Annotated in this window: 22 protein-coding genes; 18 read left to right on the top strand and 4 right to left on the bottom strand. The window is 59.7% G+C overall.

The window, feature by feature from the left end:
• The first annotated feature begins 70 nt into the window (after positions 1–70).
• Positions 71–580, top strand: a complete 510-nt coding sequence (locus QP971_RS03200) for a polyadenylate-specific 3'-exoribonuclease AS (protein WP_269953159.1) — start codon at positions 71–73, stop codon at positions 578–580.
• Positions 581–624: 44 nt separating this feature from the next.
• A complete protein-coding gene (locus tag QP971_RS03195) occupies positions 625–2,013 on the top strand; it encodes a class II 3-deoxy-7-phosphoheptulonate synthase (RefSeq protein ID WP_239273571.1) in 1,389 nt (462 codons plus the stop codon).
• On the opposite strand, the gene QP971_RS03190 is transcribed toward QP971_RS03195, so the two are convergent.
• Positions 2,010–3,362 carry a protein kinase domain-containing protein gene (locus QP971_RS03190; RefSeq protein WP_284810855.1) on the bottom strand — a complete coding sequence of 451 codons (1,353 nt, stop codon included), beginning with the start codon at positions 3,360–3,362 and terminating at the stop codon, positions 2,010–2,012. The genes QP971_RS03195 and QP971_RS03190 overlap by 4 nt on opposite strands.
• 10 nt (positions 3,363–3,372) lie before the next feature.
• On the opposite strand from QP971_RS03190, the gene QP971_RS03185 reads away from it, so the two are divergent.
• Entirely contained in the window at positions 3,373–3,777 is a 405-nt protein-coding gene (locus tag QP971_RS03185) for an Rv2175c family DNA-binding protein (RefSeq protein ID WP_284810854.1), read from the top strand.
• On the opposite strand, the gene QP971_RS03180 is transcribed toward QP971_RS03185, so the two are convergent.
• From QP971_RS03180 to QP971_RS03170, 3 genes are read right to left on the bottom strand one after another with little or no spacing between them, the layout of a single operon-like run.
• On the bottom strand, positions 3,746–5,236 hold the full coding sequence (locus tag QP971_RS03180) for an alpha-(1->6)-mannopyranosyltransferase A (protein ID WP_269953156.1): 1,491 nt from the start codon (positions 5,234–5,236) through the stop codon (positions 3,746–3,748). The genes QP971_RS03185 and QP971_RS03180 overlap by 32 nt on opposite strands.
• An 8-nt stretch (positions 5,237–5,244) precedes the next feature.
• Complete coding sequence (locus QP971_RS03175; protein ID WP_239273636.1) at positions 5,245–6,324, bottom strand: polyprenyl synthetase family protein; 1,080 nt, start codon at positions 6,322–6,324, stop codon at positions 5,245–5,247.
• 50 nt (positions 6,325–6,374) lie between these two features.
• Positions 6,375–6,929, bottom strand: a complete 555-nt coding sequence (locus QP971_RS03170; protein WP_239273574.1) for a GNAT family N-acetyltransferase — start codon at positions 6,927–6,929, stop codon at positions 6,375–6,377.
• 226 nt (positions 6,930–7,155) lie between these two features.
• Between QP971_RS03170 and QP971_RS03165 the strand changes: the two genes are divergently transcribed.
• The 15 genes from QP971_RS03165 (at position 7,156) to ftsZ (ending at position 25,006) form a co-directional block, all read left to right on the top strand.
• The gene (locus QP971_RS03165) at positions 7,156–7,587 is read left to right on the top strand and encodes an SAV_6107 family HEPN domain-containing protein (protein ID WP_239273575.1); all 432 of its coding nucleotides are present in this window, start codon (positions 7,156–7,158) and stop codon (positions 7,585–7,587) included.
• Between the two features lie 109 nt (positions 7,588–7,696).
• Positions 7,697–8,095, top strand: coding sequence for a DUF3040 domain-containing protein (locus tag QP971_RS03160; RefSeq protein WP_284810853.1), 399 nt, complete (start codon positions 7,697–7,699; stop codon positions 8,093–8,095).
• A 450-nt stretch (positions 8,096–8,545) separates the two neighbouring features.
• Complete coding sequence (mraZ, locus tag QP971_RS03155) at positions 8,546–8,980, top strand: division/cell wall cluster transcriptional repressor MraZ (protein WP_005324499.1); 435 nt, start codon at positions 8,546–8,548, stop codon at positions 8,978–8,980.
• Between the two features lie 157 nt (positions 8,981–9,137).
• On the top strand, positions 9,138–10,178 hold the full coding sequence (gene rsmH, locus QP971_RS03150) for a 16S rRNA (cytosine(1402)-N(4))-methyltransferase RsmH (RefSeq protein WP_269953154.1): 1,041 nt from the start codon (positions 9,138–9,140) through the stop codon (positions 10,176–10,178).
• The gene (ftsL, locus tag QP971_RS03145; protein WP_269953153.1) at positions 10,175–10,969 is read left to right on the top strand and encodes a cell division protein FtsL; all 795 of its coding nucleotides are present in this window, start codon (positions 10,175–10,177) and stop codon (positions 10,967–10,969) included. Before rsmH ends, ftsL begins: the two co-directional genes overlap by 4 nt.
• A gap of 195 nt (positions 10,970–11,164) precedes the next feature.
• The gene (locus tag QP971_RS03140; protein ID WP_431831073.1) at positions 11,165–13,036 is read left to right on the top strand and encodes a peptidoglycan D,D-transpeptidase FtsI family protein; all 1,872 of its coding nucleotides are present in this window, start codon (positions 11,165–11,167) and stop codon (positions 13,034–13,036) included.
• A 9-nt stretch (positions 13,037–13,045) separates the two neighbouring features.
• The gene (locus tag QP971_RS03135) at positions 13,046–14,581 is read left to right on the top strand and encodes a UDP-N-acetylmuramoyl-L-alanyl-D-glutamate--2,6-diaminopimelate ligase (protein WP_269953152.1); all 1,536 of its coding nucleotides are present in this window, start codon (positions 13,046–13,048) and stop codon (positions 14,579–14,581) included.
• A 2-nt stretch (positions 14,582–14,583) separates the two neighbouring features.
• Positions 14,584–16,113, top strand: coding sequence for a UDP-N-acetylmuramoyl-tripeptide--D-alanyl-D-alanine ligase (locus QP971_RS03130; protein WP_239273581.1), 1,530 nt, complete (start codon positions 14,584–14,586; stop codon positions 16,111–16,113).
• Between the two features lie 30 nt (positions 16,114–16,143).
• On the top strand, positions 16,144–17,250 hold the full coding sequence (mraY, locus tag QP971_RS03125; RefSeq protein ID WP_239273583.1) for a phospho-N-acetylmuramoyl-pentapeptide-transferase: 1,107 nt from the start codon (positions 16,144–16,146) through the stop codon (positions 17,248–17,250).
• A 42-nt stretch (positions 17,251–17,292) separates the two neighbouring features.
• Entirely contained in the window at positions 17,293–18,684 is a 1,392-nt protein-coding gene (gene murD, locus QP971_RS03120; RefSeq protein WP_239273585.1) for a UDP-N-acetylmuramoyl-L-alanine--D-glutamate ligase, read from the top strand.
• Between the two features lie 29 nt (positions 18,685–18,713).
• Entirely contained in the window at positions 18,714–20,114 is a 1,401-nt protein-coding gene (locus QP971_RS03115; RefSeq protein ID WP_284810852.1) for an FtsW/RodA/SpoVE family cell cycle protein, read from the top strand.
• A 23-nt stretch (positions 20,115–20,137) separates the two neighbouring features.
• On the top strand, positions 20,138–21,238 hold the full coding sequence (gene murG, locus QP971_RS03110) for an undecaprenyldiphospho-muramoylpentapeptide beta-N-acetylglucosaminyltransferase (protein ID WP_239273587.1): 1,101 nt from the start codon (positions 20,138–20,140) through the stop codon (positions 21,236–21,238).
• Positions 21,239–22,702, top strand: a complete 1,464-nt coding sequence (gene murC / locus QP971_RS03105; RefSeq protein ID WP_239273588.1) for a UDP-N-acetylmuramate--L-alanine ligase — start codon at positions 21,239–21,241, stop codon at positions 22,700–22,702.
• Complete coding sequence (locus QP971_RS03100) at positions 22,702–23,373, top strand: cell division protein FtsQ/DivIB (protein WP_284810851.1); 672 nt, start codon at positions 22,702–22,704, stop codon at positions 23,371–23,373. Before murC ends, QP971_RS03100 begins: the two co-directional genes overlap by 1 nt.
• A 313-nt stretch (positions 23,374–23,686) precedes the next feature.
• Positions 23,687–25,006 (top strand): cell division protein FtsZ, encoded by a 1,320-nt coding sequence (gene ftsZ / locus QP971_RS03095; RefSeq protein WP_284786832.1) that lies wholly within the window; start codon positions 23,687–23,689, stop codon positions 25,004–25,006.
• Positions 25,007–25,013 lie beyond the last annotated feature (7 nt).

Raw genomic sequence — 25,013 nt, 5'->3', positions numbered from 1 at the left:
GAAGTGTACAACCGTCTCTTTAAGGGGCCAATTTATCGCTGCAGATTAGGCGGCGCTAGGCTTGGGAGACGTGCGCTACTTCTATGACACCGAATTTATCGAAGATGGACAAACCATTGAATTGGTCTCCATCGGCATCGTCGGTGAGAATGGCAGCGAATACTACGCTGTGTCTACGGATTTTGATCCGTCCAAGGCCAATTCTTGGGTCAAAGACAATGTATTGGCCAAATTGCCCAGCCCGCGGGACCCAGTGTGGAAACCTCTAGAGACGATTCGCACGGAGGTCTTCGAGTTCCTGACCCAGAGCTCAACTCCGGTAGAGCTGTGGGCATGGGTGGGCGCTTATGATCATGTGGTTTTGGCGCAGCTGTGGGGCGATATGGCCGGATTACCTAGGCGCATGCCACGTTATACCCGCGAGCTGAAGCAGTATTGGGAGTTTGCGGGACGTCCGAGCTTGCCGGCCGTGCCTAAGGGCAATCACGATGCGCTTGTCGACGCCCGTCATAACCTCGCCAAGTTCCGTGCCTGCGCCCAGGTGCTTCCGCTGTCTAAGGGTAATAGAATTAATATCTAGGATTTAACTAACGCGCGATAGGCTATTGATGGTTAAATAGCAGTGTGAGTTGGACAGTAGATATTCCGCAAGGCGTTCTGCCAGACCTCCCGCCATTGCCTGCCGGGATTAACGAGGTCTTCCAGGACGTCATCAAGCGTGACGCAAAGCAGCAGCCTAGCTGGGATACTTCCCAGGCCGATAACGTGCGCAAGATTCTCGAGTCCGTGCCGCCCATTGTGGTCGCGCCAGAGATCGAGGCGCTCAAGAAGAAGCTGGCAGACGTTGCCTTGGGCAACGCCTTTTTGCTGCAGGGTGGCGATTGCGCGGAAACCTTTGAGTCCAATACTGAGCCGCATATCCGTGGCAATGTGAAAACGCTGCTGCAAATGGCCGTGGTGTTGACCTACGGCGCATCCGTTCCCGTGGTAAAACTCGGCCGCATCGCCGGTCAGTACGCCAAGCCGCGTTCCTCCGATACGGATTCCAATGGTTTGCTGAATTACCGCGGTGACATTGTCAATGCCGTGGAGCCGACCGATGAGGCTCGTCGCCACGACCCGGCCCGAATGATCCGTGCTTACGCGAACTCTTCGGCGGCAATGAACCTCGTGCGTTCTTTGACCTCTTCTGGTACTGCGGATCTTTACCGTCTGCATGAGTGGAACCGCGAGTTCGTGCGCAAGTCCCGCGCGGGTGCCCGCTACCAGGACTTGGCCCGGGAGATTGAAAACGGCTTGAACTTCATGAATGCCTGTGGCGTGCACGATGACACCCTGCGCTCGGCCGATATCTACTGCTCGCATGAGGCATTGCTGAAGGACTACGAGCGCTCCATGCTGCGCTTGGGCCAGGACAATAACGGCGATACCAAGCTCTACGATCTCTCTGCGCACCAGGTATGGATTGGTGAGCGCACTCGTGGCATCGAAGATTTCCACGTGAACTTTGCGGCGATGATTGGTAACCCAGTGGGCATCAAGCTGGGACCGGGCGTCACCCCGGAGCAGGCCGTGGAATACGCGGAAAGGCTGGACCCGAATCGCGAGCCGGGGCGCCTAACCATGATCTCGCGCATGGGCCACGATAAGGTGCGCACAGTCCTGCCTAGCATTGTGAAGGCGGTGGAAGACTCCGGCCACAAAGTGGTATGGCAGTCCGACCCGATGCACGGCAATACCTTCACCGCTTCTAATGGCTACAAGACTCGCCACTTTGACAAGATCGTGGATGAGGTCCAAGGCTTCTTCGAGGTTCACCGTGAACTGGGTACCCACCCAGGTGGCGTACACCTTGAGTTCACCGGTGAAGACGTCACCGAGTGCTTGGGCGGCGCCGAGGACATTACCGACGTGGATCTGCCAGGCCGCTACGAGTCGGCTGTGGATCCTCGCCTTAATACGCAGCAGTCGCTCGAGCTGTCCTTCCTTATCGCGGAGATGCTACGTAACTAAATCCATAGGTTCGGCGTCATGCCGTAGAGCGAGGAGCCGAACCACCACCCGCCGATAGCCACTGTGCCCACCGCAATCGCGACCACTACTAAGTACAGCACTAGTGACAGCGGATTGCGGTTGGTCAGCGGACGCTCGGCGGGCTCTTCATGCGCGCTGTGGACCGACTGCTCGGGGGCAGGAGCAGGTACCGGTGCAGGCGCAGAGGCAGCTGCCGGCGCGAATGGTTCGCGTGGTGGCTCGGTCGCAGAATACGGCTGTGCCTGGGGGCGTGACAATGATTGCGGCTCCGGTTCTGGAGCGGGCTCTGCCTGTGGCAAATCCAGTTTGGTCTCAAAGCTTAGGCGTTGCGGCGGGATGACTTCTGTCGGACCGCCGTCGAGATGCTCCGTTTCGCCCTGTGGAATGCTGCGGGTGGGCTCGAAAATTTCCGTGGCTCCGGTGCCAGAAAAATCCGTGGGGGCTTGTGCCGTGCGCGCTGCAGCAGCGTTCCTCGGCACAGGAATGGTCACGTCCGGGAGATCGAGCTCCCGGCAGACATCATCGAGCGCCTCGAGGAATTCTCCGGCGTCAGCGAAGCGCTCGCGGGGAGCGCGGGCAGTGGCGGTGGCCACGAGGGCGTCGACAAGCTTGGGCACCCCAGAAATCCGCGAGGACGGCGCGGGGACGTCAGAATCCAAGCGGGCCGTGGCATGGGCCAGGGGAGTATCCCCCGAGAATGGAACGGTGCCGGTAAGAAGCTCGAAGAGGACAATGCCGGCTGAATATACATCCGAGGCCGGGGTAATTTCCTCACCTGTGACTTGCTCGGGCGCAAGGTAGGACACGGTGCCTACAATCATGTCTGTCGTGGCTTCGGCATTGGTGGCGCGCACCAGCCCAAAATCGCCCACCTTTACTCGGTGGTGCGAGGTAATAAGCACATTATCGGGTTTGATGTCGCGGTGGATGAGCCCGGTGGAATGCACCTCTTCCAAGCCGCGCAGAACATTGCGCAGGGTAGAGGCGGCCGCCTGCACCGGAAAGGGGCCGCCCTCGGCCAGTAGCTCGCGTAGCGTACCGCCATCGATGAGCTCCATGATGAGATAGATGGGCTCGCCGTCAGCGGAAAAATCGTGAATAGCCACGAGATTGGGATGCTGCAGGCGGGCCATGGCGCGAGCCTCGCGAGAAAAACGCTTGATAAAGACCGGGTCATCGGAATAGCGCTCGTCCATGACCTTGGCCGCGACCGCTCGTCCCAGCCGCATGTCCACGCAGCGATAGACGGTAGACATGCCACCGCGGGCAATGGGGCGATCGATCCGGTAACGATTCTCCAGAACGTCACCAATTTCCAACCTAGTCATACTTCCCAGTATGGCCGATCATCTAGCCCGCGTTAAAGTAGAGAACGTGACTAATCAAGAAAAATCCCTCGATTCCTTGCTCGCTAACGAAGAACTGCTCAGCATGCAGCAGGTGGCAGAAAAGCTAGACCTGCCCATTACACGCGCTTATGACCTGCTGCAGGACCGAAAGTTCATTGCCTGGGATTCCCCAGAAGGAAAGCGCGTACCGCTGGCCTTCTTTAACGACAAGGACGTCATTGCCAAGCATGTAACTGCCGCAATTACCGTGTTGACAGACGGCGGCTATAAGGACGACGAAATTTTCAGGCATCTCTTTACCGAGGATGACTCGCTGCCGGGCCGCCCGATCGATGCCCTGCACGGTCACCTTGCCCGCGAGGTTATTCGGCGCGCGCAGGCTGCCGCTTTTTAGGCACGCCTTCAAAGATCCACTGGGTGGCAAACCACACCACCACAATCATGCCGATGACCCAGAACCAGTTGTAGAGCTGGTGATTGCCATCGCCGGAGAAGGAGACGCCAATAAACAAGGCCACGCCGGTGGTGAATTTGATGAGCCAGAGCGGCGGCCGGAAGGTGCCCATCAGGGTGAAGATTGAGGCGTAGTACCACGGTAGGGTCACGGCATTGAAAACGAAGGCAACTTGGTATGCGGCCGCGGTCCCCATAATGGCGTCGCGGTTGTTCCTGCGGCAGAGCCACCATACTGTCACCAGCCCAATGAGCATGCAGCCCATTGCGATGCTACGCAGGACGGCCAAGATGGCGTTATAGGACGCATCCGGCATAAATATTTGTACCGCCGGGAAGATAACATCGGTGGCCAAGGTGGGACCTGCCAGCGGGTTAATCACCTTGGAATTGCCGCTTACCTGCGATAGCCAGCCCCACGATGTGCCGGAAACCCACGTGATGAGGGCTACTGCGGCGATGATTTCTGCCACTGCGGCGATGCCAGATAGCACAAAGACAGCAAGTTGTCGCCACTTACTGGAGCCCTTGGGGGCATAGTGGTGGAGCATCATCCATACGATAAACGGTGCCGCAATAACCGCAGTTGCCTTCATGGCCACGGCCGTGCCCACGAGGATGAGGGCGGCGTGGAAGCGCTTATGCAATGCCGCTAGCAGTCCGATCGATACGAGCCCCACCATGAGTGATTCATTATGCATGCCGCCGATAAGGTGCAAGATAATAACTGGATTAGCTACACCAAGCCACAGTGCTACCGCTGGATCCGCACTGAGTTTGCGGGCGATGCGGGGGATTGACCAAGCGATGGTAATAAACCCGAGCAGAGAAAGAATCTTATAGAGCACCACGCCTGCAGTGACGTTATCGCCTACCAGGCTGGTGACCAGTTCTCCTATCCACAGGTGAAGGGGACCATAAGGTGTGGTGGTATTGCGCCAATCTTGTGATACCTCAAGGAGGAAGGGTCCGGGGTTAACGGCGGCACCTTCGGTATACGGATCAAAGCCATCGCGCACCATAGCACCTTGCATGAGGTAGGAATACACATCGCGTGAGGCCAATGGCCCGGCTAATAAAAGGGGAGCTACCCAGGCGATGAGGATGCGCTGGATGTCACGCAAGCCGCCCTCGGGCAGAGGATTTTTGAGCTGCGGGCGAATGATGGTGCGCCCAGCTAGCACCCACGCCGCGGCTAAGAGGAAAATACCCACCCAGTACAGCGCGAGGCCGAGATTGCGCCCATGCCCATAGGACAAGAATCCGATATTTAAGGCTTCGAGGAGTCCTCCACGGTTGCGGGTGGCGCCGCCAGAGAAGGACGCGAGCAGCAAAATGCAGGAGGCAGATAGCCCTAGCGGCAGCGCGCGCGGAATGGGAAAAGAGTACGTCTTTGCCACGGCACAACCTACTTGCGGCGAGCAGTAGCCTTGATAGCCAACTGCTCTAGGGTTTCGGTGACTGTGGGATCCACCTTCGCGGCGTGCAGGTGCTGCAGGCCCGATTGCGTTAGGGAATCGATGCGGCGCTCAATTTCTTCTGGTGCGCCCGAATCAGCGATGATCTGAGCCAGGCGCGATAGCTCCTGGGGATCTGAGGTGTGGCCAACGAGCTTGCGCAAGGTAGCAGCAGCGTGTGGATCGGACTCATCCGCGCGCTGGAGCGCTAGCGCTAAAAGTTCGGTTCGCTTGCCTTCGCGCAGATCATCACCGGCAGGTTTGCCGGTCACCGCGGGATCGCCAAAAACACCCAGCTGATCGTCGCGCAACTGGTAGGCAATGCCTATATCGTGCCCATAGCCGCGGAAGGCCGCGATAAGTTCCTCGCTCGCACCGGCGATGGCGGCGCCCAAGTGCAGCGGGCGTTCAATGGTATAAGCGGCCGTCTTATAGCGGTTGACGGAATTGGCAAGCTCTACTGATTCGGACCCTGCTGCCTCCAAAGAGATGTCCAAGAGCTGTCCACCGATAACCTCAGTGCGCATGCCGCGCCACGGGCTGCGGGCACGGTGCAGAGCGGCCGCACTCAGGCCGGAATCTTGGAACATGTCTTCTGCATAAACAAGCGCTAAATCACCCACCAAGATTGCTACGGAGGTGCCGAAGAATTCTGGATCCCCCAAGTATTCCGATTCGCGGTGTAGCTTTTCGACGCCCCGGTGCACCGTAGGATTGCCGCGACGGGTATTTGAAGCATCGATAATGTCATCGTGGATAAGAGCGCAGGCCTGGATAAATTCCAAAGAGGCGGCCGCGCGGAGCATAGCCGTGGGATCTTCTTCTCCTCGACCTGCAGCAAGGTAGCCCGCCCAAGCATAGGTAGGGCGCACTCGCTTGCCGCCGTCAAGCACGAAGGATTCCAAAAAGCTCACGGCCTTGGTTACCGGGGCACCAATTTCCGCCACCTGCTCTCGGCGTTGATCAAGGAAGGTGGCGAGTTCCTCGCGCACTGCACCGGGGATTTCCGCAAGCTCAGGAATATTCTGCATAGTCACACCCCACACGATACCGGCTAGGCTGCGCAAGAAATAACAGAGGTTTACAGCGGCAGGCTCGCGCCCAATATGGCAAAGGGGCGGGCATCGGCGGGGTAGAGATGATCACGGAGTACATCGAAGAAGCCGGCGGCTCTATAGAGACGGAAGGCACCGTTATCCTCGTTCGGCACCTCGGGTGTGGACAACAGTGCGTAGCGCGCCGGGGCATTCCATAGCAATCCCTCTAATAGTTTTCTGCCTAGGCCGTGCCCCTGGTACTGCGGCAAGACGTGAATCTCTGCCAACTCAAAGTAGTTGCGCACAATGTCCCATTGCTCTTCGGTGGGCCCGCCTTGTAGTCGGAGCCCCCGGCGAAGCTCAGCGTCCCACCAGCTATCTGGGGAGCCTAAGAACCCATAGGCCACGCCGACGATGCCATTGTCATGGGTGACAATCTGCGCGCTGAATCCGGGGCGGGTCACGTCATTTCGCCAGCTTGAGATGCGGCTATGCAAGATCGCGGGATTGTAGTGCATTGCCTCGATGTAGATTTCCACCAACTGCGGGGCTAGCAGGGAGAATTCCGGCGGGGTTAGGCGGCGAATTTCAAAGCTCACACTTCCTATGACACCAGATGTCTGTAGCGGAAGGAAAGCGAGGCCCACTTTGTTCTTTGAAAGTCACAAGAGCGAATCGAACAAGAGGGCTGCAGTTAACTTGTGGCCTGCAATTAGCGTTGATCGAATCGAACACGTGAACTATTCTTAACAGTGAAATGTCTGGCGGCTTGCTTAGGGTCGGGGACAGTTCAACGACGTTATTTATTTAGCTAAGGACAAAACAATGGCACAGATTATTTCGGCAACGCGTACTCGTTCTCTTGGGCGAGAAAGTGGCAAGCGGGCACGATTTCTCTTCCAAGCACGAGAATTATTAGACGCTGCGCGCGGTTATGCGGCTGAGGGGCGATTCGATCAAGCCTTAGAGGTGGCGTACCAATCGGCTCTACGTACTGCTGGCGCACGAGTAGCTGTATCTGTAGTGGCTCGGCGCCGCCGCCTTCCCTCCAGTGCATGGGATCGGTTAGCGCTCGTTGGTGTGGAAGACAAGCGGTGGGCTGAATCCTTTAAGGGATATTCGCGGACTCGTGCGCGCGTGTCTTCGGGGCTGGATGAAGCGCCGAGCGAGGAATATGTTTATGGCCTCATGCAGCATGCCGCACAATTTTTGGATGAAAGTGAGGCAGCGACTACTTTCGGCTCTTTTGCTGCGTAGTCACTCCGTGGGGGCGCTCACTACCTTTTGGGGAACATACTGATTATTCTGGGCGTTAGTATAGATAGAACTATTACCGCCCGAAGCTCAATCCCTAGTTGGAGGAACAGTGTCTCTTTCCGAGCAGGAGCAGCGCACGCTCCGTGAAATTGAGGAATCGTTACTTGCTGACGATCCTAAGTTTGGCGCTTCCGTTTCTGAGCCTACGTCGTTCGGCGGATCTGGCGGTGCGGTAACCCTCCGAGGTGTAGCGCTCGTCGTCGTTGGGCTGTGCATGCTTGTTGGTGGAGTTGCTCTCGCGCAGCAAAGCCTGTGGTTTATTGCGCTTTCTATCGCGGGCTTTTTGGTGATGTTTGCCGCTGGTGTGTGGATGCTGCGTGGAGACAGTTCCGGTCACTCTGTACAGAGTCATTACTCCGGTGCCCGTGCAAAGAAGCCCGCGTCTCGCAGTGGTGGAGTCAGCGGCAAGTTGGAGGAAAACTTCCGTCGCCGCTTTGAGGAGCGTTAACGCTTTATTGATGTGGTTCACCCCGGTTGGCCCAGTGAGGGCCAACCGGGGATTTTTGTGCCGCGCCAAAATTCCCCACTTTGCCCCACGGAAGGGGTGCTAGGCGGGAACTGGTGGGGTAACTATCCCGTGGGCTTAGTTAAAAGTCCTCGATAACACAGTATATGGGGTTGGTGTGTGGATTGAGGCTCATTATGTTGGTGTTGCGGGTGGGGTGAGTGGGGTGATTGTAGTGGGCTGTCAAGGCCTTTCGTGGGATTTCTTCCCACTGGAAAAACCATTATCTAGCTGCGAGTAATCGAGAGCAATCCGAGGGACACGCCGCTTTAAGTGGGTTAGGTGGGAGAAAGTGGGGTAGAGTGGGGCGCAGCGGAGGAAAGAGGGGCTCAAGGGTCTCGATTCTGAAGTAAGAGAATCCGGAGTTTTCGAGTAAGGAAGGTGGACGCCGGGATGTTTCTCGGAACCTACACTCCGAAGCTCGATGACAAGGGACGTCTTACGCTTCCGGCAAAGTTTCGCGATGAACTCGCGGGTGGCCTCATGGTCACCAAGGGGCAGGACCACTCGCTGGCCGTGTACCCGCGGGAGGAATTTGCGGCACGCGCACGGAAGGCTGCGGCGGTTTCTCGAACCAACCCAGAAGCACGTGCTTTTATCCGTAACTTGGCAGCAAGTGCGGACGAACAACGGCCGGACGGGCATGGGCGCATTACGTTGTCCGCGGGACATCGGGAATATGCCAACTTGTCCAAGGAGTGCGTTGTGGTTGGCTCTGTGGACTTTCTCGAAATTTGGGACGCAGCCGCGTGGGCTGAGTACCAGTCGCAAACTGAAGATGCTTATTCGGCAGCAGATGCCGATGACGTACTGGCGGGCTTGCTCTAAGCCTGTACAAGAGTGCGTGTAAGGACTCTGTCTGAGGCGGATGATTCTGGTGTACTTCCCCGATATCAGAAACCTGCCTCGGACAGGGCCCTATACGCACTCGCATGCTTTCCACCACTGGAAGTCAGGAATTTGAGAAAGGGGGTTGCGGGGAGACATGGCTACCAAAGACCTAAATTATGATGTGACCGAAAACCACGGCCACGTGCCAGTCATGCGCGAGCGCATGGCCGATCTCCTTCGCCCCCAAGTTGAAGCGGCGGGGGATAAGGCCGTGCTTGTTGACGCCACTCTGGGCGCCGGCGGTCACACTCGCTACTTCCTGGAATCTTTCCCCGAGGCGCGAGTCATTGGCGTTGACCGCGATAAGCAGGCGTTGCGCAATGCATCCGAACGTCTTGCGCCCTACGGCGATCGCTTCGTCGGCGTTAACGCACGATTCGATGAGCTGGGCAGCGCCATCGCGGAAGGTGACGGCGACATCTTTGATTCGGCCCGCACCGTAGGCATTGCCGGCGCTCTCTTTGATCTTGGTGTTTCCTCGATGCAGCTAGACCAAGCTGACCGCGGGTTCGCTTATAAGGCGGATGCGCCGCTAGATATGCGCATGGATCCTTCGCAGGGGATTACTGCGGCGGATGTACTCAATACCTATTCGCACGGTGGCTTAGCGCGGGTCCTCAAGACCTATGGCGATGAGCGCTTCGCTGGGAAAATTGCCTCCGCCGTGTTGAGAGAGCGCGACAAGGAGCCTTTCGTCAACTCCGCGCGGCTCGTTGAGCTACTTTATGATGTCATTCCCGCTGCGACCCGCCGTACCGGAGGGCACCCCGCCAAGCGCACCTTCCAGGCGCTGCGGGTTGAGGTCAATCGCGAGTTGGAAGCTATCGAAAATGTCCTGCCGGTCATAACCCAGGCGCTATCGGAAGGCGGCCGTGCCGTATTCATGAGCTACCAATCTTTGGAAGACCGCATCGTTAAAGCAGCCTTCAAAGAACTGACCACTTCCAAGACGCCGGCTGGGTTGCCGATGGATCTGCCGGGCACCGCGCCGAAGTTCAAGATTGTTACGCGCGGGGCGGAAAAGGCCTCTGAAGAGGAAATCGCAGAAAATTCGCGAGCCGCGTCGGTACGTGTTCGTGCCATCGAAAGACTCGAGGGAATGCCAGAATTTCTACCGTCGGGAGGCAGGCAATGAGCACCATCCCACGCCGCAACCACCTAAAGACTGACAGCCGCGATAGAGAGGCCACTCGCACCATGGGCGCCAGCCGAGACTTCACCACCGGAATCGATACCGGAGCCCCGACGGCGCTGCGCGAGCGTCCCAGCACTAAGCGTGCCCCGAGCCGCACTCGGGTACCGCACCGCAGCACGAAGCGCCTGGGTTCGAAGCAGGTAGTGAGCTTCCGTGGCCGTCAGCTGCAGCCGCAGACGAAGAAGAACGGGCTCCTTACCCGGTTGGGCGTCATTTCCCTTACGCTGCTTATCGTCGGTGTGGCCTTGGCCATGTGGCTGTCCGGTCTGTCTACCAAGCAAACCTTTGCCATCCAGCAGCTGACCGTGCAGGATTCCCAACTGGATAACCAGATTGAGACCCTCAACCGCGATGCAGAGAATCTCAGCTCTTCTGCTGATATTGCGCGCCGCGCGGACGAAATGGGAATGGCTATTCCTAAGCAGCCGGGCATTGCGGAAGTTGGCGGCGATGGAAAGATCGTCGACAAGCGCGAAGGCACCCCGGATACTGAAAAGCTCATTGATGTCAACGGTGAACCAATCCGCCCGGGCCAGGCTTCCAGCGACCCAAAGGATACGGAGGGGATGTCGGATTCCCTCAATGCCGTGCCACAGGGACAGCAGCGCACCAGCAATGGTGGCGATGCCGACCGTAAATCGGATCGTGAGACCGGCGCTGCTGGTGCTGTCCAAGACAATGCGCGACCCAATCTTCCAGCCCGTGCGCCGTATGCCAGCCGCGCCGAATAGCTAGGGAAGAATTAACGGTGAAAAAGATGATGCTCGCGCGTGGTGGCGCGGGCATTCTCACTTTTGTAGGGCACAATCAATACACGCAAGAAATTGTGGCGGAAATAGGGAAGGTGACACTGGACTGTGACTACGCCAAGTAAGGCTAGGCGCCGCCCGCGCCGCTCTGCCAGCTCCGCGGTGCCGCAAAAGAAAATGATGCGCAAACGCCTGCGTATCATCGTATCCGTGGTGCTCGTGGCGATGGTCGTCCTCGCTGGCCGCTTAGCCTGGGTACAGCTTGTGTGGGGCCCAGACCTTTCCGCCAAAGCCGTCACCCAGCGTGAGCGCGTCTATATTGAGCCGGCCCGTAGGGGAGAGATCTTAGACCGCGATGGCCAGCGCTTGGCCTACACGATGAAGTCTCGTTCCTTGACCGTCTCACCGACCCGACTGCGCGATGAGCTAAAAGACAAGGCCGAGATCGAGGCCCAAAAAGATGGCTCGACGGAGGGCATGGATGATAAGAAGCTGGATAGCTTTCTCACCAAGAAGATGGAGCAGACCCTCAAGGACATGTCTGAGGGAATCCCGAAGCTGATTGAGGATTCCGGCGCCTCGACCTCCAAGGTGGATAAGGACGACATCCTCAATAAGCTCAAAGCCGATACCCAGTATGAGGTACTGGTGCGCAATGTCGATCCGGATGTTGCCGTAGAGATCGCCAATAAGTACCACGGAGTGGCAGCGGACCGCCAAGACATCCGCCAATACCCCAACGGCGCCATTGGTGAAAACGTTGTGGGCAAAGTGTCGATGGATGGCCATGGACAGTTCGGTTTCGAGGCCGCGCGCGATACGGAACTTACTGGCATTGACGGCCAGTCCACCGAGGACGTATCCGCAGATGGCCAGGTGATCCCGGGCACGCTGCGTGACGTCGTAGATACCGTTGATGGTCGCGACGTCACCCTCACTTTGGATCTGGACCTGCAGACCTACGTTCAGCAAAAGCTGGAAAAGGCTAAGGCCAACTCCAAGGCTTCCGGTGCAGAAGCAGTGGTCCTCGATGCTGCAACCGGCCAGGTCCTAGCCATGGCAAATACGGATACAGTGGATCCCAATAAGAATGTTGAGGATCAGCTCGATGAAGGCAAGGACTTTGAAAACCGCAGCGTCTCCCATCCATATGAGCCGGGTTCTGTAGCGAAGGTGGTTACCGCGGCTGCCGCACTGCAGGAGGGTGTGACCACTCCGGATGAGGTGCACCAGGTCCCCGGTTCCATCGATATGGCGGGCGTGACGGTGAATGATGCGTGGGAACACGGTACCGAGCCGTATACCACCACCGGCATCTTTGGTAAATCCTCTAACGTTGGCACCTTGATGATCGCCGATAAATTGGGCCAAGAAAAGTACGCCGATTACCTAAAGAAGTTTGGGTTGGGCAATACCACGGGCGTTGAGCTGCCGAACGAATCGGCCGGCAGCGTCCCGGATCTAGAGCAATGGTCCGGCGGCACCTTCGCCAACCTGCCCATTGGCCAAGGCCAGTCGTGGACCACCTTGCAGATGGCGAGTGTGTATCAAACACTGGCAAATGGCGGCGAGCGCATCGAGCCGCGCATCATTGATTCTGTGAAGGGGCCAGACGGTAAGGACGAAAAGCTGGAGGAACCGAAAAAGACTCAGGTGCTAAGCCCTGAAACCGCCAAGACAACGGTGGATATGTTCCGCGCCGTCTTCCAAGACGATGACGCCGGCCTGCAAAATGGCACGGCCGGTAATGCGCAGCTCAAGGGCTATCAGCTCTCCGGCAAAACCGGTACGGCTCAAAAAGTCGATCCGAATACCGGGGCGTATTCGAATTCCGCCTATTGGATCACCTTCGCCGGTATTGCCCCGGCCGATGATCCGCGCTTCGTCGTTGCCGTCATGTTGGATGAACCCAAAACCGGCGTGGAGGACAATGGAGGCGGCGGCCAATCGGCAGCGCCGATTTTCCGCGACATCGCCTCGTGGCTGCTTAACCGTGACAATATTCCGACTTCGAAACCAGCACCGCGGCTGACCCTGCGGGCACAATAGGAGCTTAGTATGACCGTTTCTTTGGATACTCTCGCCCAGCTTTCTGGTGGGCGCGTCATTGGTGATGCCTCCGTGGAGGTCTCCGCGTGCGGGCTGGATTCTTCCCAGCTGCCTGAGGGCGCGCTTTTCGCCGCCCTGCCGGGCACACGTGCACACGGCGCGCAGTTCGCCCGCGATACTAAGGCTGCAGCTGTGCTTACCGACGCCGCCGGGCTCGACCTGCTTACCGAGGCCCAAGAGACCCGCCCCATTGTGGTGGTGGACGATATTCGTGCCGTGCTCGGACCCATTTCCGCCGAGATTTATGGCCACCCCACCCGCGACCTGACGGTTATCGGCGTTACCGGAACTTCCGGCAAGACCACCACCAGTTACCTGCTGGAGGCCGGCCTGCTCCACACCGGGCATTCCGTGGGCCTAATCGGGACCACCGGTACTCGAATCAACCGCGATCCGGTCCCCACCTCGCTCACCACGCCTGAGGCGCCGACCCTGCAAGAGCTTTTCGCGCGCATGAAGAACGAGGGCGTTACCCATGTGGTGATGGAAGTGTCCTCGCATGCGCTGGAGTTGGGACGCGTGCGCGGAACTCGGTTTGCGGTAGGCGGGTTTACGAACCTGAGCCAGGACCACCTCGATTTTCACCCCACCATGGAGGACTATTTCCAAGCTAAGGCGAAGCTTTTCGCTGGGGAACAGGCGGCGGAGCGGGCCGTCCTCTGCATCGATGATGAGTGGGGCGAGCGCATGCGCGGCGTCGCCAAGGGCGCGGGCCACAAAGTGACTACGGTTGCCACCCAAGGCGCTTCGGCCACGATAAGCGCACGCCAAACCGCCACTGAGGCCACCGGTGCCCAGGAGGTAGCCCTGAATTATGACGGTGCCGATTTCACCTTCCGGCTACCGCTGCCTGGCGAGTTCAATATCGCCAATGCTTGCTTGGCGCTCGGCATGGCCGCCGCGGTAGGAGAGGATCCGGCGGAGTTTCTGTCGGGAGTGGAGAAGGTCGCAGTCCCTGGCCGTATGGAGCGCATCGACCGCGGCCAAGACTTTGTGGCCGTGGTGGACTACGCGCATAAGCCAGCGGCCATCGCTGCGGTGCTCGACACCTTGCGCGGCCAACTGGAGGGAACCAAGGGCCGCGTCGGCATTGTCGTCGGAGCCGGCGGAGACCGTGATAGCTCTAAGCGCCCCATCATGGGCGCAGCCGCAGCCAGCCGCGCTGACCTTACCGTGGTTACCGATGACAACCCGCGCTCCGAGGACCCCGCCACCATTCGCGCGGCGGTTATGGCGGGTGCGCGTGAGGCCGCCCCGCAGGGCGATATCCGCGAGGTAGGCTCCCGCGCCCGTGCCATCGATGAGGTCGTCGATTGGGCCGAGCCGGGCGATGCCGTCATCGTCGTGGGCAAGGGCCACGAGGTGGGACAGCTCGTGAACGGAAAGACCTTGCATTTTGATGACCGCGAGGAAATGGCCCGCGCGATCGAGGAAAAGCTGGCCGGAACCCCGCACCGCGATACCCTTGGGGATGCGAAGGAGTAGACATGATTCCACTTTCTATTGCCGATATTGCCGAAATCACCGGGGGCAGCCTCGATTGCGTGTCTGACCCAGACCAGCGCGTTACCGGGTTCATCGAATTCGATTCCCGCAAGGTAACTAAGGGCGGGCTCTTCCTTGCCTTGCCCGGCGCCCGTGTGGATGGCCACGATTATGCAGAAAAGGCCATCGAGCAGGGCGCAGTGGCGGTGTTGGCGGCGCGGCCGGTGGGGGTTCCGGCGGTCGTCGTCAAGCCCCAAGGCCGCGTTACCGGTGATGCCGCCAACGCGGATATCTATGCCCATGACGAGGACGGCTCGGCCGCCGCGGTGGTGCAGGCGCTATCCGATATTGCGCGGGAGGTCACCCGCCGCCTGACCGCCGAGCAGGGCCTAGACATTGTCGGCGTGACTGGCTCGGCCGGTAAGACCTCCACCAAGGACCTACTGGCCACGATTTTCCGCGCTGAGGGTGACACCGTCGCTCCTCCCGGCTCCTTTAATAACGAGGTCGGCTTGCCGTATACCGCTTTGCGCTGCGATGAGCACACTCGCTTCTTGGTTGCCGAAATGTCTGCCCGCGGCATCGGTCATATCCGCCACTTGACCACCATTACTGCCCCTACCGTCGGCGTGGTACTCAATGTTGGTACCGCGCACTTGGGCGAGTTTGGCTCACGCGAGAATATTGCCCAGGCCAAAGGCGAGCTCGTTGAAGCCTTGCCCTCGGCCGCTGAAGGCGGCGTCGCCGTGCTCAATGCCGATGATCCCTTCGTCGCCGGCATGGCGCCGCGCACCTCGGCCAAGGTCGTCTACTACTCGGCCAATAAGCCGCCGGTTTCCGACGCCCAGTATTACGCCAGCGATATCCAGCTCGATGACGTCGCCCGCCCCTCGTTTGTGCTGCATGCGCCGGGAACAGACCCGCTTCCGGTAAAGCTGCAGGTCTTTGGCAAGCACCAGGTCTCTAACGCTTTGGCTGCGGCCGCGGCTGCTATCGAATCGGGCATGGACCCGCAGGTAGTAGCTAACGCGCTTTCCGGGCATCAGAATGCCTCGGAACACCGCATGGACGTGCGTACCCGCCGCGATGGAGTAACCACCATCGATGATTCCTATAACGCCAACCCCGATTCCATGCACGCGGCCATTGCCGCGCTGGCCTATACCTCGGCCGCCCGACCGGATGCCCGCGCCATCGCCGTGCTCGGTGAGATGGGCGAGCTCGGCGGAGAAGCAGTGGCCGCACACCGCGCATTGGGCGAGGTGCTTTCCAAGTACCACGTTGACCACCTCGTGGCCGTGGGAGACAACGATAATATGAGGGCCATGGTTGAGGCCGCACGGGCGCGGGGTATAAATACTACTATCAGCCCAGATGTTGACGCCGCTGCGGCGGCGGTCGAAGACATCGTCAGGGTAGCGCCTGCCGGCATCGAAGATTGGACGGGGCGCGAGGCCAAAGATGTAGTCCTCATCAAGTCATCGAATGCCCAGCGCCTGTGGCGCGTGGCAGAACAGCTCAATCGCCGTTAGTCCTCAGTACAAGGAGAAAGACCTCTAGCAATGACTCAGATCATTATCGCGGGCATCCTCAGCTTCCTCGTCGCGATCTTTACCACTCCCATGTTGGTCCGCTACTTTTCCGGGGTAGGCAAGGGGCAAGAAATTCGCGAGGACGGGCCGCAGCTGCACTTGCGCAAGCGCGGCACCCCCACCATGGGCGGTCTGGCGATTTTGCTGGCCATCACCGTGGCTTATCTCGTGGTGGGAATTTATGCCCGTGTGACCGGTAACGGTGGCTTTAGCCCCTCCGGTCTCTTGGTCTACTTCCTCACGATGGGGCTTGGCGGTCTGGGGTTTGCCGATGACTTCATCAAGCTGTTCAAAAAGCGCAACCTCGGCCTGAACAAGACCGCCAAGCTGGTAGGTCAGCTGGCGGTGGCGCTCATCTTCGGCATCCTGGCGCTGCAGTTCCCAGATGCACACGGATTGACCCCAGCGTCTACCAATCTTTCCTTCGTTCGCGATTTTGAAACCTTCGACATCGCCGTGGGCGGCGCCATCATCGGCACCATTGTTTTTCTGGTCTTTCTCTATCTACTCATTGCTGCGTGGTCGAACGCCGTGAACCTCACCGATGGACTCGACGGCTTGGCCGCAGGCACCACCGCGATGGTGATGGGCGCCTATGCACTGATTTCCTTCTGGCAGTTCCGTAACTCTTGCGCCGTGTCGCCAGCGGCGGGGTGCTATGAGGTTCGCGATCCGCTCGACTTGGCCGTACTGGCTGCCGCTGGCCTGGGCGGTTGCTTGGGCTTTTTGTGGTGGAATGCTGCACCGGCAAAGATCTTCATGGGCGATACCGGTTCGCTTGCACTTGGCGGCCTCGTCGCCGGCCTATCGGTGACCACTCGCACCGAACTGCTCATGATCATCATCGGCGCCATCTTCGTAATTGAGACGGTCTCCGTGGTTATCCAGATCATCGTCTTCCGAAGCACCGGAAAGCGTTTCTTCCGCATGGCGCCCATCCACCATCACTTTGAAAATGGTGGCTGGGCTGAGACCGCCGTGGTCACCCGCTTCTGGCTGCTAAGCGCCATGGCCGCTATTGCCGGCGTATGCATCTTCTACGGCGACTGGCTGTCTGCGGTTGGCTTTGCTTCCTAAGACTCACGCCTTTTTAGCTTTATCGAGGAAAGAGGAATAGAGATGACCGAGTTGCCATCCTCGTTGCGCGGGCGAGTGCTCGTGGCCGGGGCGGGAGTATCGGGACGCGGTTGCGTTGCAATGCTGGCAAGCCTCGGGGTGGATACCACCGTGGCAGATTCCAAGGAGACCGCGCTGGCGGAATTGGCGGAGGAATACGGGGTAGCAACCGTCTCCGTCGATTCTGCCGCCCAAGGCGATTTTGACCTTGTGGTTACTTCGCCGGGCTGGCGTCCCGATTCGCCCTTGTTGGTCGCCCTCCAGGACGCTGGGGTAGAGGTCATCGGTGACGTGGAGCTCGCGTATCGCCTGGATCGTGCGGGCGTCTTCGGTGCGCCGCGTACCTGGCTGGTAGTTACCGGAACCAACGGCAAAACCACGACTACCGGTATGTTGGCCCAGATTATGCAGGCAGATGCAGAGCGCACCGGCAAGCGCGCACTGGCGGTGGGCAATATCGGCGTTTCGCTTTTCGACGCCCTCACTGCCACCCCCCGCGTCGACGTTCTCTGCGCCGAGCTATCTTCTTTCCAGTTGCATTGGTCCAGCCATGTGCGCCCGGATGTGGGCGTGCTACTGAATTTGGCTGATGACCACCTGGATTGGCACGGATCGTTTGATGCCTATGCCCGCGCGAAGGCCAAGGTGCTCTCCGGTGAAGTCGCTGTGGTGGGCAAGGATGACGCCGAGGCGGTCCACTACGCCGCGGATACCGCAGACCTCTTCGGCTTTACTGCTGCTGAACCTATACAGGGAGAGGTGGGCGTAAGTGCCGGCCGTCTTGTCTCGCGGCTTAGCGAGAAGCGCGAGGATCTCGCGTCCGCAGAGGGCATTGAGCCCGCCGGTCTGGCAGGAGTTCTAGACGCTGCGGCCGCAGCCAGCGTCGCGCGTCTGGCAGGCGCCACCCCAGAGTCCATTGCGCAGGGGCTGGCCGCATATACCGTCGCCGGGCACCGCGGCGCTGTGGTCCATGAGCATTCCGGCATCACGTTCATCGATAATTCCAAGGCCACCAACCCGCATGCGGCGGATGCGGCGCTCAAGGGGCTCAATTCCGTGGTCTGGATTGCCGGCGGGCAGTTGAAAGGTGCGGAGGTGGACGGGCTCGTCGCCAAGCACGCCGCCCACATCAAAGCCGCGGTAGTCCTGGGCGTGGATAGGGAAGCGGTTGCCCGGGCCCTCGCCGCCCACGCGCCGCATGCCCCGGTGGACATCATCGAAACGCAGGAGCCTTTCGCAGCCATGAATGCTGCGGTGGAGGCTGCACTGCAACACGCCGACGCCGGGGATACCGTTCTTTTGGCGCCGGCTGCGGCATCGTTAGACATGTATACCGGCATGGCTCAACGCGGTGATGTATTCGCCGCGGCCGCGCGGGAGCTTACCCGCAACTAGAGCTATAGATTTAAGGATCAGGAGAACATATGACGGCCACCTCCCAGCAGCGCCCGCGCTCCAAGAGTTTTGGCGACCGCGTTCGCGAGCTGCGCGAGCGAGCCCGCCAGGAAGCAGGCCTTGATTACCAGCTGCTGCGCTTTATCATCTTCTTCCTCGTGGGCATCGGCGTGCTCATGGTCTTTTCTTCCTCCATGGCTACTTCCCTAACCGAGGACGGCGGAGTATGGAACCAGGCATTGCGCCAGTGCGTGATGGTGTTCTTGGGTCTCGTTGCCTTTTGGTTTGGTCTCAAGGTGTCGCCGCATACCCTGCGCAAATGCGTGCCGTGGATTGTGGGCTTGTCCATCATTTTGCTCATCGCCGTGCTGATCCCTGGCGTCGGCACCGGCCGCGAGGAGGTAGGTTCCCAGTCCTGGATTTACTTGGGACCGTTCTCCCTGCAGCCCTCGGAGCTTGCCCGCGTCGCCGTAGGCATGTTTGGTGCGACCGTATTGGCGGATAAGGAGCACAAATCCATGAAGGTGACGGATCCCTTCATGATGTACTCCCTCATCGCCGGCGTTATGTTCTTGCTCATCGTCTTTCAGGGCGATTTGGGTATGGCTTTGTCCTTTGCCCTCGTGGTTGTCTTCACCCTGATTTTCGCGGGCGTCGACTGGCGGGTCCCCGCGACTATCGGCGTCGCAGCCGTGTGTGGTTTGCTGTTTATCTTCCTTTCCGGCGGCTTCCGCTCCAACCGCTTCCACACCTATTTTGACGCCCTAGTGGGCAATATCTCCGATACTCAAGGTACGGGTTTCCAGTCCTATCAGGGCTTTCTCTCGCTTGCCGACGGCGGCTTCTGGGGCGTTGGCATCGGCCAATCCCGTGCCAAGTGGTTCTACCTGCCCGAGGCAAAAAATGACTTTATTTTCGCCATCGTGGGTGAGGAACTCGGCTGGTGGGGCGGTGCGCTCGTCATCGTGCTATTCGCCGCGTTGGGCTATGTCGGCCTGCGCACCGCGATGCGCGCGCAGAACCAGTTCCAGTCCCTGCTCGCTGCCACGCTGACTATCGGTGTGGTCACGCAGGCCTTCGTGAATATTGGCTATGTCATTGGCCTGCTGCCGGTGACCGGTATTCAGCTGCCCATGATTTCTGCCGGCGGTACCGCGGCGATCATCACGATCGGCTCGATGGGCATCCTGTGCAACGTGGCGCGTCACGAGCCGATGCAAATTTCCGCCATGCAGAACTTTGGCCGCCCGCTGTTCGACCGCCTCTTGTTCATCGGCGAGCCGCAGCCGGTGCCGAAGCCGAAGAAAAAGCAGCAGGGCCGTCACGCTCGGCCGCAGGAGCCGCGGTCCCGCGTGCGCGAGGAGCGCTTTGGTCGCTCCGTGACCGGAAGCGGCCGCCGCTATCCGCGCGCCGAGCGCCGCTATCGATAGGTGGCGCTGGTAGCCTTTAGGCTATGAATTCCACGCCTATTTCCGTCGTCATCGCAGGTGGCGGCACCGCCGGACACATTGAACCCGCCCTCGCCGTAGGCGAAGCTTTGCGCGAGCGCCACGGCGCACGCATCACCGCCCTCGGTACCGAAAAGGGCCTCGAGCGCGATATCATTCCCGCCCGCGGCGTGGACCTTAGTCTGATTACCCCCGTGCCAATCCCGCGCAAGGTCAACGCGCAGCTCTTCAAGCTACCGTTTAACCTCTCTCGTGCGGTGGGGGAGGCCAAGCAGGTGCTCAAGGACGTCGAGGCGGATGTCGTCTTTGGTACCGGCGGCTACGTGGCCGGCCCGGCTTATATCGCTGCGCGTTCGCTCGGCATCCCGTTCTATGTTCTTGAAACCAATGCTTTGGCTGGAATGGCCAATAAGCTCGGCGTGAAGATGGGCGGCATTGGGCTCAACGCCCACCCGGATTCTGGCATGCCGGGCGAGGTCGTCGGCATTCCCGTTCGCCCGAGCCTAGCGGAGGACCCGAATGGCAACCTGGCCGCAGACGCGCGCACCAAGTGGAACTTGGCCGAACTTCCCACCGTCCTCATCACCGGTGGGTCCCAAGGCGCGGTCAGTATCAACCGCGCCGTCGCTGGAGCGGTAGAGGACCTCGCACAGGACTTCCAGCTCCTGCACGCCTATGGCAAGAAGAATGACCCGCCCGCAGAACACCCGAACTACGCCGCACTGCCGTATATCGAGGACATGGGCTCCGCCCTTGCGGTAGCCGACCTCGTCGTGTGCCGCTCCGGCGCGATGACCGTTGCCGAAGTATCCGCCGCAGGCCTGCCGGCCATCTACGTTCCGCTGCCGCACGGCAATGGCGAACAGGCGCTCAATTCCCGCGAAGTGGTCGAGGCAGGCGCCGCCATCCAGATTCCGGACGCGGAGCTGACCCCAGAGCGACTCATCTCTGAGGTGCGCGGCATTCTCGATGACCCGCAACGCCTCGAGTCGATGACGCACGCCGCCGCCCATGCCAGCGCCGGAGACGTGGCAAATACCATCGCAGACCGCATCGCCGCCCGCGTATCCGAGGCCGAAAACGCAGCTGGAAGGAAGGATAAGTAAATGACCGATCCCGCACACTACGATCTGCGCCGCGTCCACCTCATCGGCATTGGTGGTTCCGGAATGTCGGGGCTCGCGCGAATCCTCGCCGCTCGCGGCGGAGTGGTTACTGGTTCCGATGTCAAAGACTCCACCCCGGTTGAGGTGCTGCGCACCATGGGCGCCAAGGTCGCCATCGGCCATGCCGCGGAAAATCTGCGACTGTCAGGTGAGCTGCCCACCGTCGTAGTTACCTCATTTGCCGCCATCCCCCAAGACAACCCGGAGCTAGTAGCCGCAAAGGATAACGATATCCCGGTAATTCGCCGCTCCGATCTGCTCGCCGCCTTGATGGAAGGTCACCAGCAGGTGTTGCTGGCTGGCACCCATGGTAAAACCTCCACCACGTCGATGACCGTGAGCGCGATGCAACACGCGGGTCTTGATCCTTCCTTCGCCATCGGTGGCCAGCTCAACCGCGCGGGTACCAATGCCCACGGTGGCACCGGGGAAGCGTTCGTCGCCGAGGCCGATGAATCCGATGCCTCTCTGCTGCGCTATAGCCCCGATGTTGCGGTGCTCACGACCATCGAGCCCGACCACCTCGACTTCTTCCACAGCGAGGAAGCCTATTTCCAAGTCTTCGATGACTTTGCTGACTTGGTCACCCCGGAGACCGGCTACCTCGTTGTGTGCGCTGAAGACGAGCACGCTGCCCGGGCCGGCGAGCGGGCGCTGGAGCGCGGCATCAACGTCGTAGCCTACGGCTCGCAGGAGAAATCTTTTACCTCCACTGTGCCGTTGGCCGCCGAGCTGGTCCGCGAAGAGACCACCGCGGAAGGCATGGACACCACCGTCAAAGTCAACCTTCCTGGTGTTTCTGAAACCGTGCGCTACGAGCTGCAGATCCCAGGCCACCACATGGTGCTCAATTCCATGGGAGCCTTGATCGCCGGTGTGCTCTCCGGCGGCACTCCAGCCGCCATCGCCGAGGGATTGGCTGATTTTGGCGGTGTGCGGCGGCGCTTTGAGTACCGGGGGAGCGTCGACAAGCAGGGCAAACCCGTGCGCGTTTTTGATGATTATGCCCACCATCCCACCGAGGTTGCGGCAGTGCTACGCGCCGCACGCGCCAAGGTCGAGGCCGAAGGCCACGGCGGGCGCGTCATCGCGTGTTTCCAGCCGCACCTGTACTCGCGCACCATGGAATTCGACGCGGAATTTGCCCAGGCACTCTCGCTTGCCGACGCCGCCGTGGTACTCGACATCTACGGCGCTCGCGAACAGCCCGTGGAGGGAATTACCTCCCGCATCATTACCGATAAGATGCCCGCTGATATGCAGGTCATCTTCGAGCCGGATTTTTCCGCCGCTGCCCGCGACGTCGTGTCGGTGGTGGAGCCAGGAGATGTGGTGCTGACCATTGGTGCTGGCTCGGTAACCATGGTGGCGGCGGAAATCCTCGATGAATTGCGGGCAAGCTAGTGCGCGTATCCGCAAAGCTCATCGCTGGGGTCATCGCCGCAATTGTCGCCGTGGCCCTCATAGCGGCCGCTGTGATGTGGACGGTTCCCGTCCTGAAGGTACGCAATTTTCAGGTGGAGGGCGTCCACCAGCTCGATCCCACACAGGTGGAGGAAGCCTCTGGGGTTCCCAAGGGCGAAAATTTGCTCCGCGTTAATGCGCGCGAGGCAGCTTCCGGTGTTGCTGGATTGGACTGGGTCGATTCGGTGACAGTCTCTCGCGATTTCCCTTCGACCTTGACCATCAACGTGTCCGAGCACAAGGCTGTGGCGTTTGTAAAGCGCGATAATAAGCCCTACCTGATCGACGACAAAGGCGAGGAATTTACCTCCGCGGAACCTCCCGCGGGCGCGGTTGAGGTTACGGGCTCTGTCGATAGTGGCTCCCCGCAAACCCAGGATGCCGTGCGAGCGATTGCAGCGCTTTCCGACGACGTCCGCAACCAAGTAGCAAAGCTCGAAGTAACGGGCGAATACTCGCTGACTTTCACCACTAAAGATGACCGGCGCATCTTCTGGGGGGCCAGCGATTCCAACGATGAGGACAAGGCGCATGCCTTTGCCACAGTGTTGAAGATGGAAGGCCGCGAGTGGAATATTTCCAACCCTGAGTTGGTCACCACCCGCGGATAGGGCGACGGGTGCCCCCGCGAGTGCTTTTTATCGCTCTTGTGGGCCCGTGCAGCACCGCTTAGGCGTGTGCGCTGCATGGGCTCTTTTCATTGCCTGAACTATGGGGCGGATGATACGGGTGTGACTTGTAAAACCGCAGGTGAGAAACCCTAAAGTGGAACTTGAGGGTCTCGACACGCGGAAAATGTGCGTGAAAATTACACCGCTGTCGTTAAAGATGGAAAGGAACGCGATTCGCCTTCGGCGGACCGCATTACATTCCTCGTTTAATGCACGTGCAGACTTACAGTAGCGAAAGGTGAGACCTACTCACATGATCTCTTCCAATAACAATCTCGCGGATATCAAGGTCGTCGGCGTCGGCGGCGGCGGCGTCAACGCCGTCAACCGCATGATCGAAGAAGGCCTCAAGGGTGTTCAGTTCGTCGCCATCAACACCGACTCCCAGGCCCTCATTTTCTCCGATGCAGACACCAAGCTCGACATTGGCCGTGAGGCCACCCGTGGCCTCGGCGCCGGCGCTAACCCTGAGGTAGGAAAGACCTCCGCAGAAGACCACAAGTCCGAAATTGAAGACGCCCTCGAGGGCTCCGATATGGTCTTCGTGACTGCTGGCGAGGGTGGCGGCACCGGCACCGGTGCTGCTCCGGTCGTGGCGTCTATCGCGAAGAAGATGGGTGCGCTGACCGTCGGTGTTGTCACCCGCCCGTTCAAGTTCGAAGGTGCTCGCCGTACCCGCCAGGCCATGGCCGGCATTGAGGAGCTGCGCGAGGTCTGCGATACTCTCATCGTCATCCCGAACGATCGCCTGATGCAGCTCGGTGGGGAAGAGCTCTCCATCGTTGAGGCTTTCCGTGCTGCCGATGAGGTGCTGCACAATGGCGTGCAGGGTATTACTAACCTGATCACCATCCCGGGCATGATCAACGTCGACTTTGCGGACGTCCGCTCCGTCATGTCCGATGCCGGTTCTGCGCTCATGGGTATCGGTTTCGCCCGCGGCGATAATCGCGCAATGACTGCCGCTGAGCAGGCCATTAACTCTCCGCTGCTGGAATCCACGATGGAAGGCGCCAAGGGTGTGCTGCTTTCCATTGCTGGTGGCTCCGACCTTGGCCTGCACGAGGTTAATGCCGCCGCCTCCATGGTGGAAGAGCGCGCAGATGAGGACGTCAACCTCATTTTCGGCACCATCATTGATGACACCATGGGCGATGAGATTCGCATTACCATCATTGCTACTGGTTTTGACGCCGAGGCCAACATGGCTCAGGCTGCTGCCGATCAGCAGCCGCAACAGGAACAGCGCAAGCCGGGTTCTCTTTTTGACAATCGTCAGCGCGAGAATGCAGAGTCCGTCACCCCGGCGCCGGCGCAGCCTGCTGCCGCTCAGCCGGTACAGGATGACTATTCCCCGCGCCACTCCTACGAGCCGCGCGCCGGCCAGGAGCGAGAGCGCTACACCCCGCAGCGCCCTACCGAGGAGCGTCGCCCAGAATCTAGCGGTCTGTTCACCAACTCTGATCGTTTCTCCCGCGAGGAACGCCGTGATGACTACCGTTTGTCCCGCCCGTCCCAGCGTCGTGACGATGACGGCGACGACGATCTGGACGTGCCTTCCTTCATGCGCTAAGCGCAAA

The sequence above is a fragment of the Corynebacterium marquesiae genome, from assembly GCF_030229635.1.
In the GTDB taxonomy this organism is placed as follows: domain Bacteria; phylum Actinomycetota; class Actinomycetes; order Mycobacteriales; family Mycobacteriaceae; genus Corynebacterium; species Corynebacterium marquesiae.
Note: the sequence above shows the minus strand (reverse complement) of the source record. Positions and strands in the feature narration are given on the sequence as shown.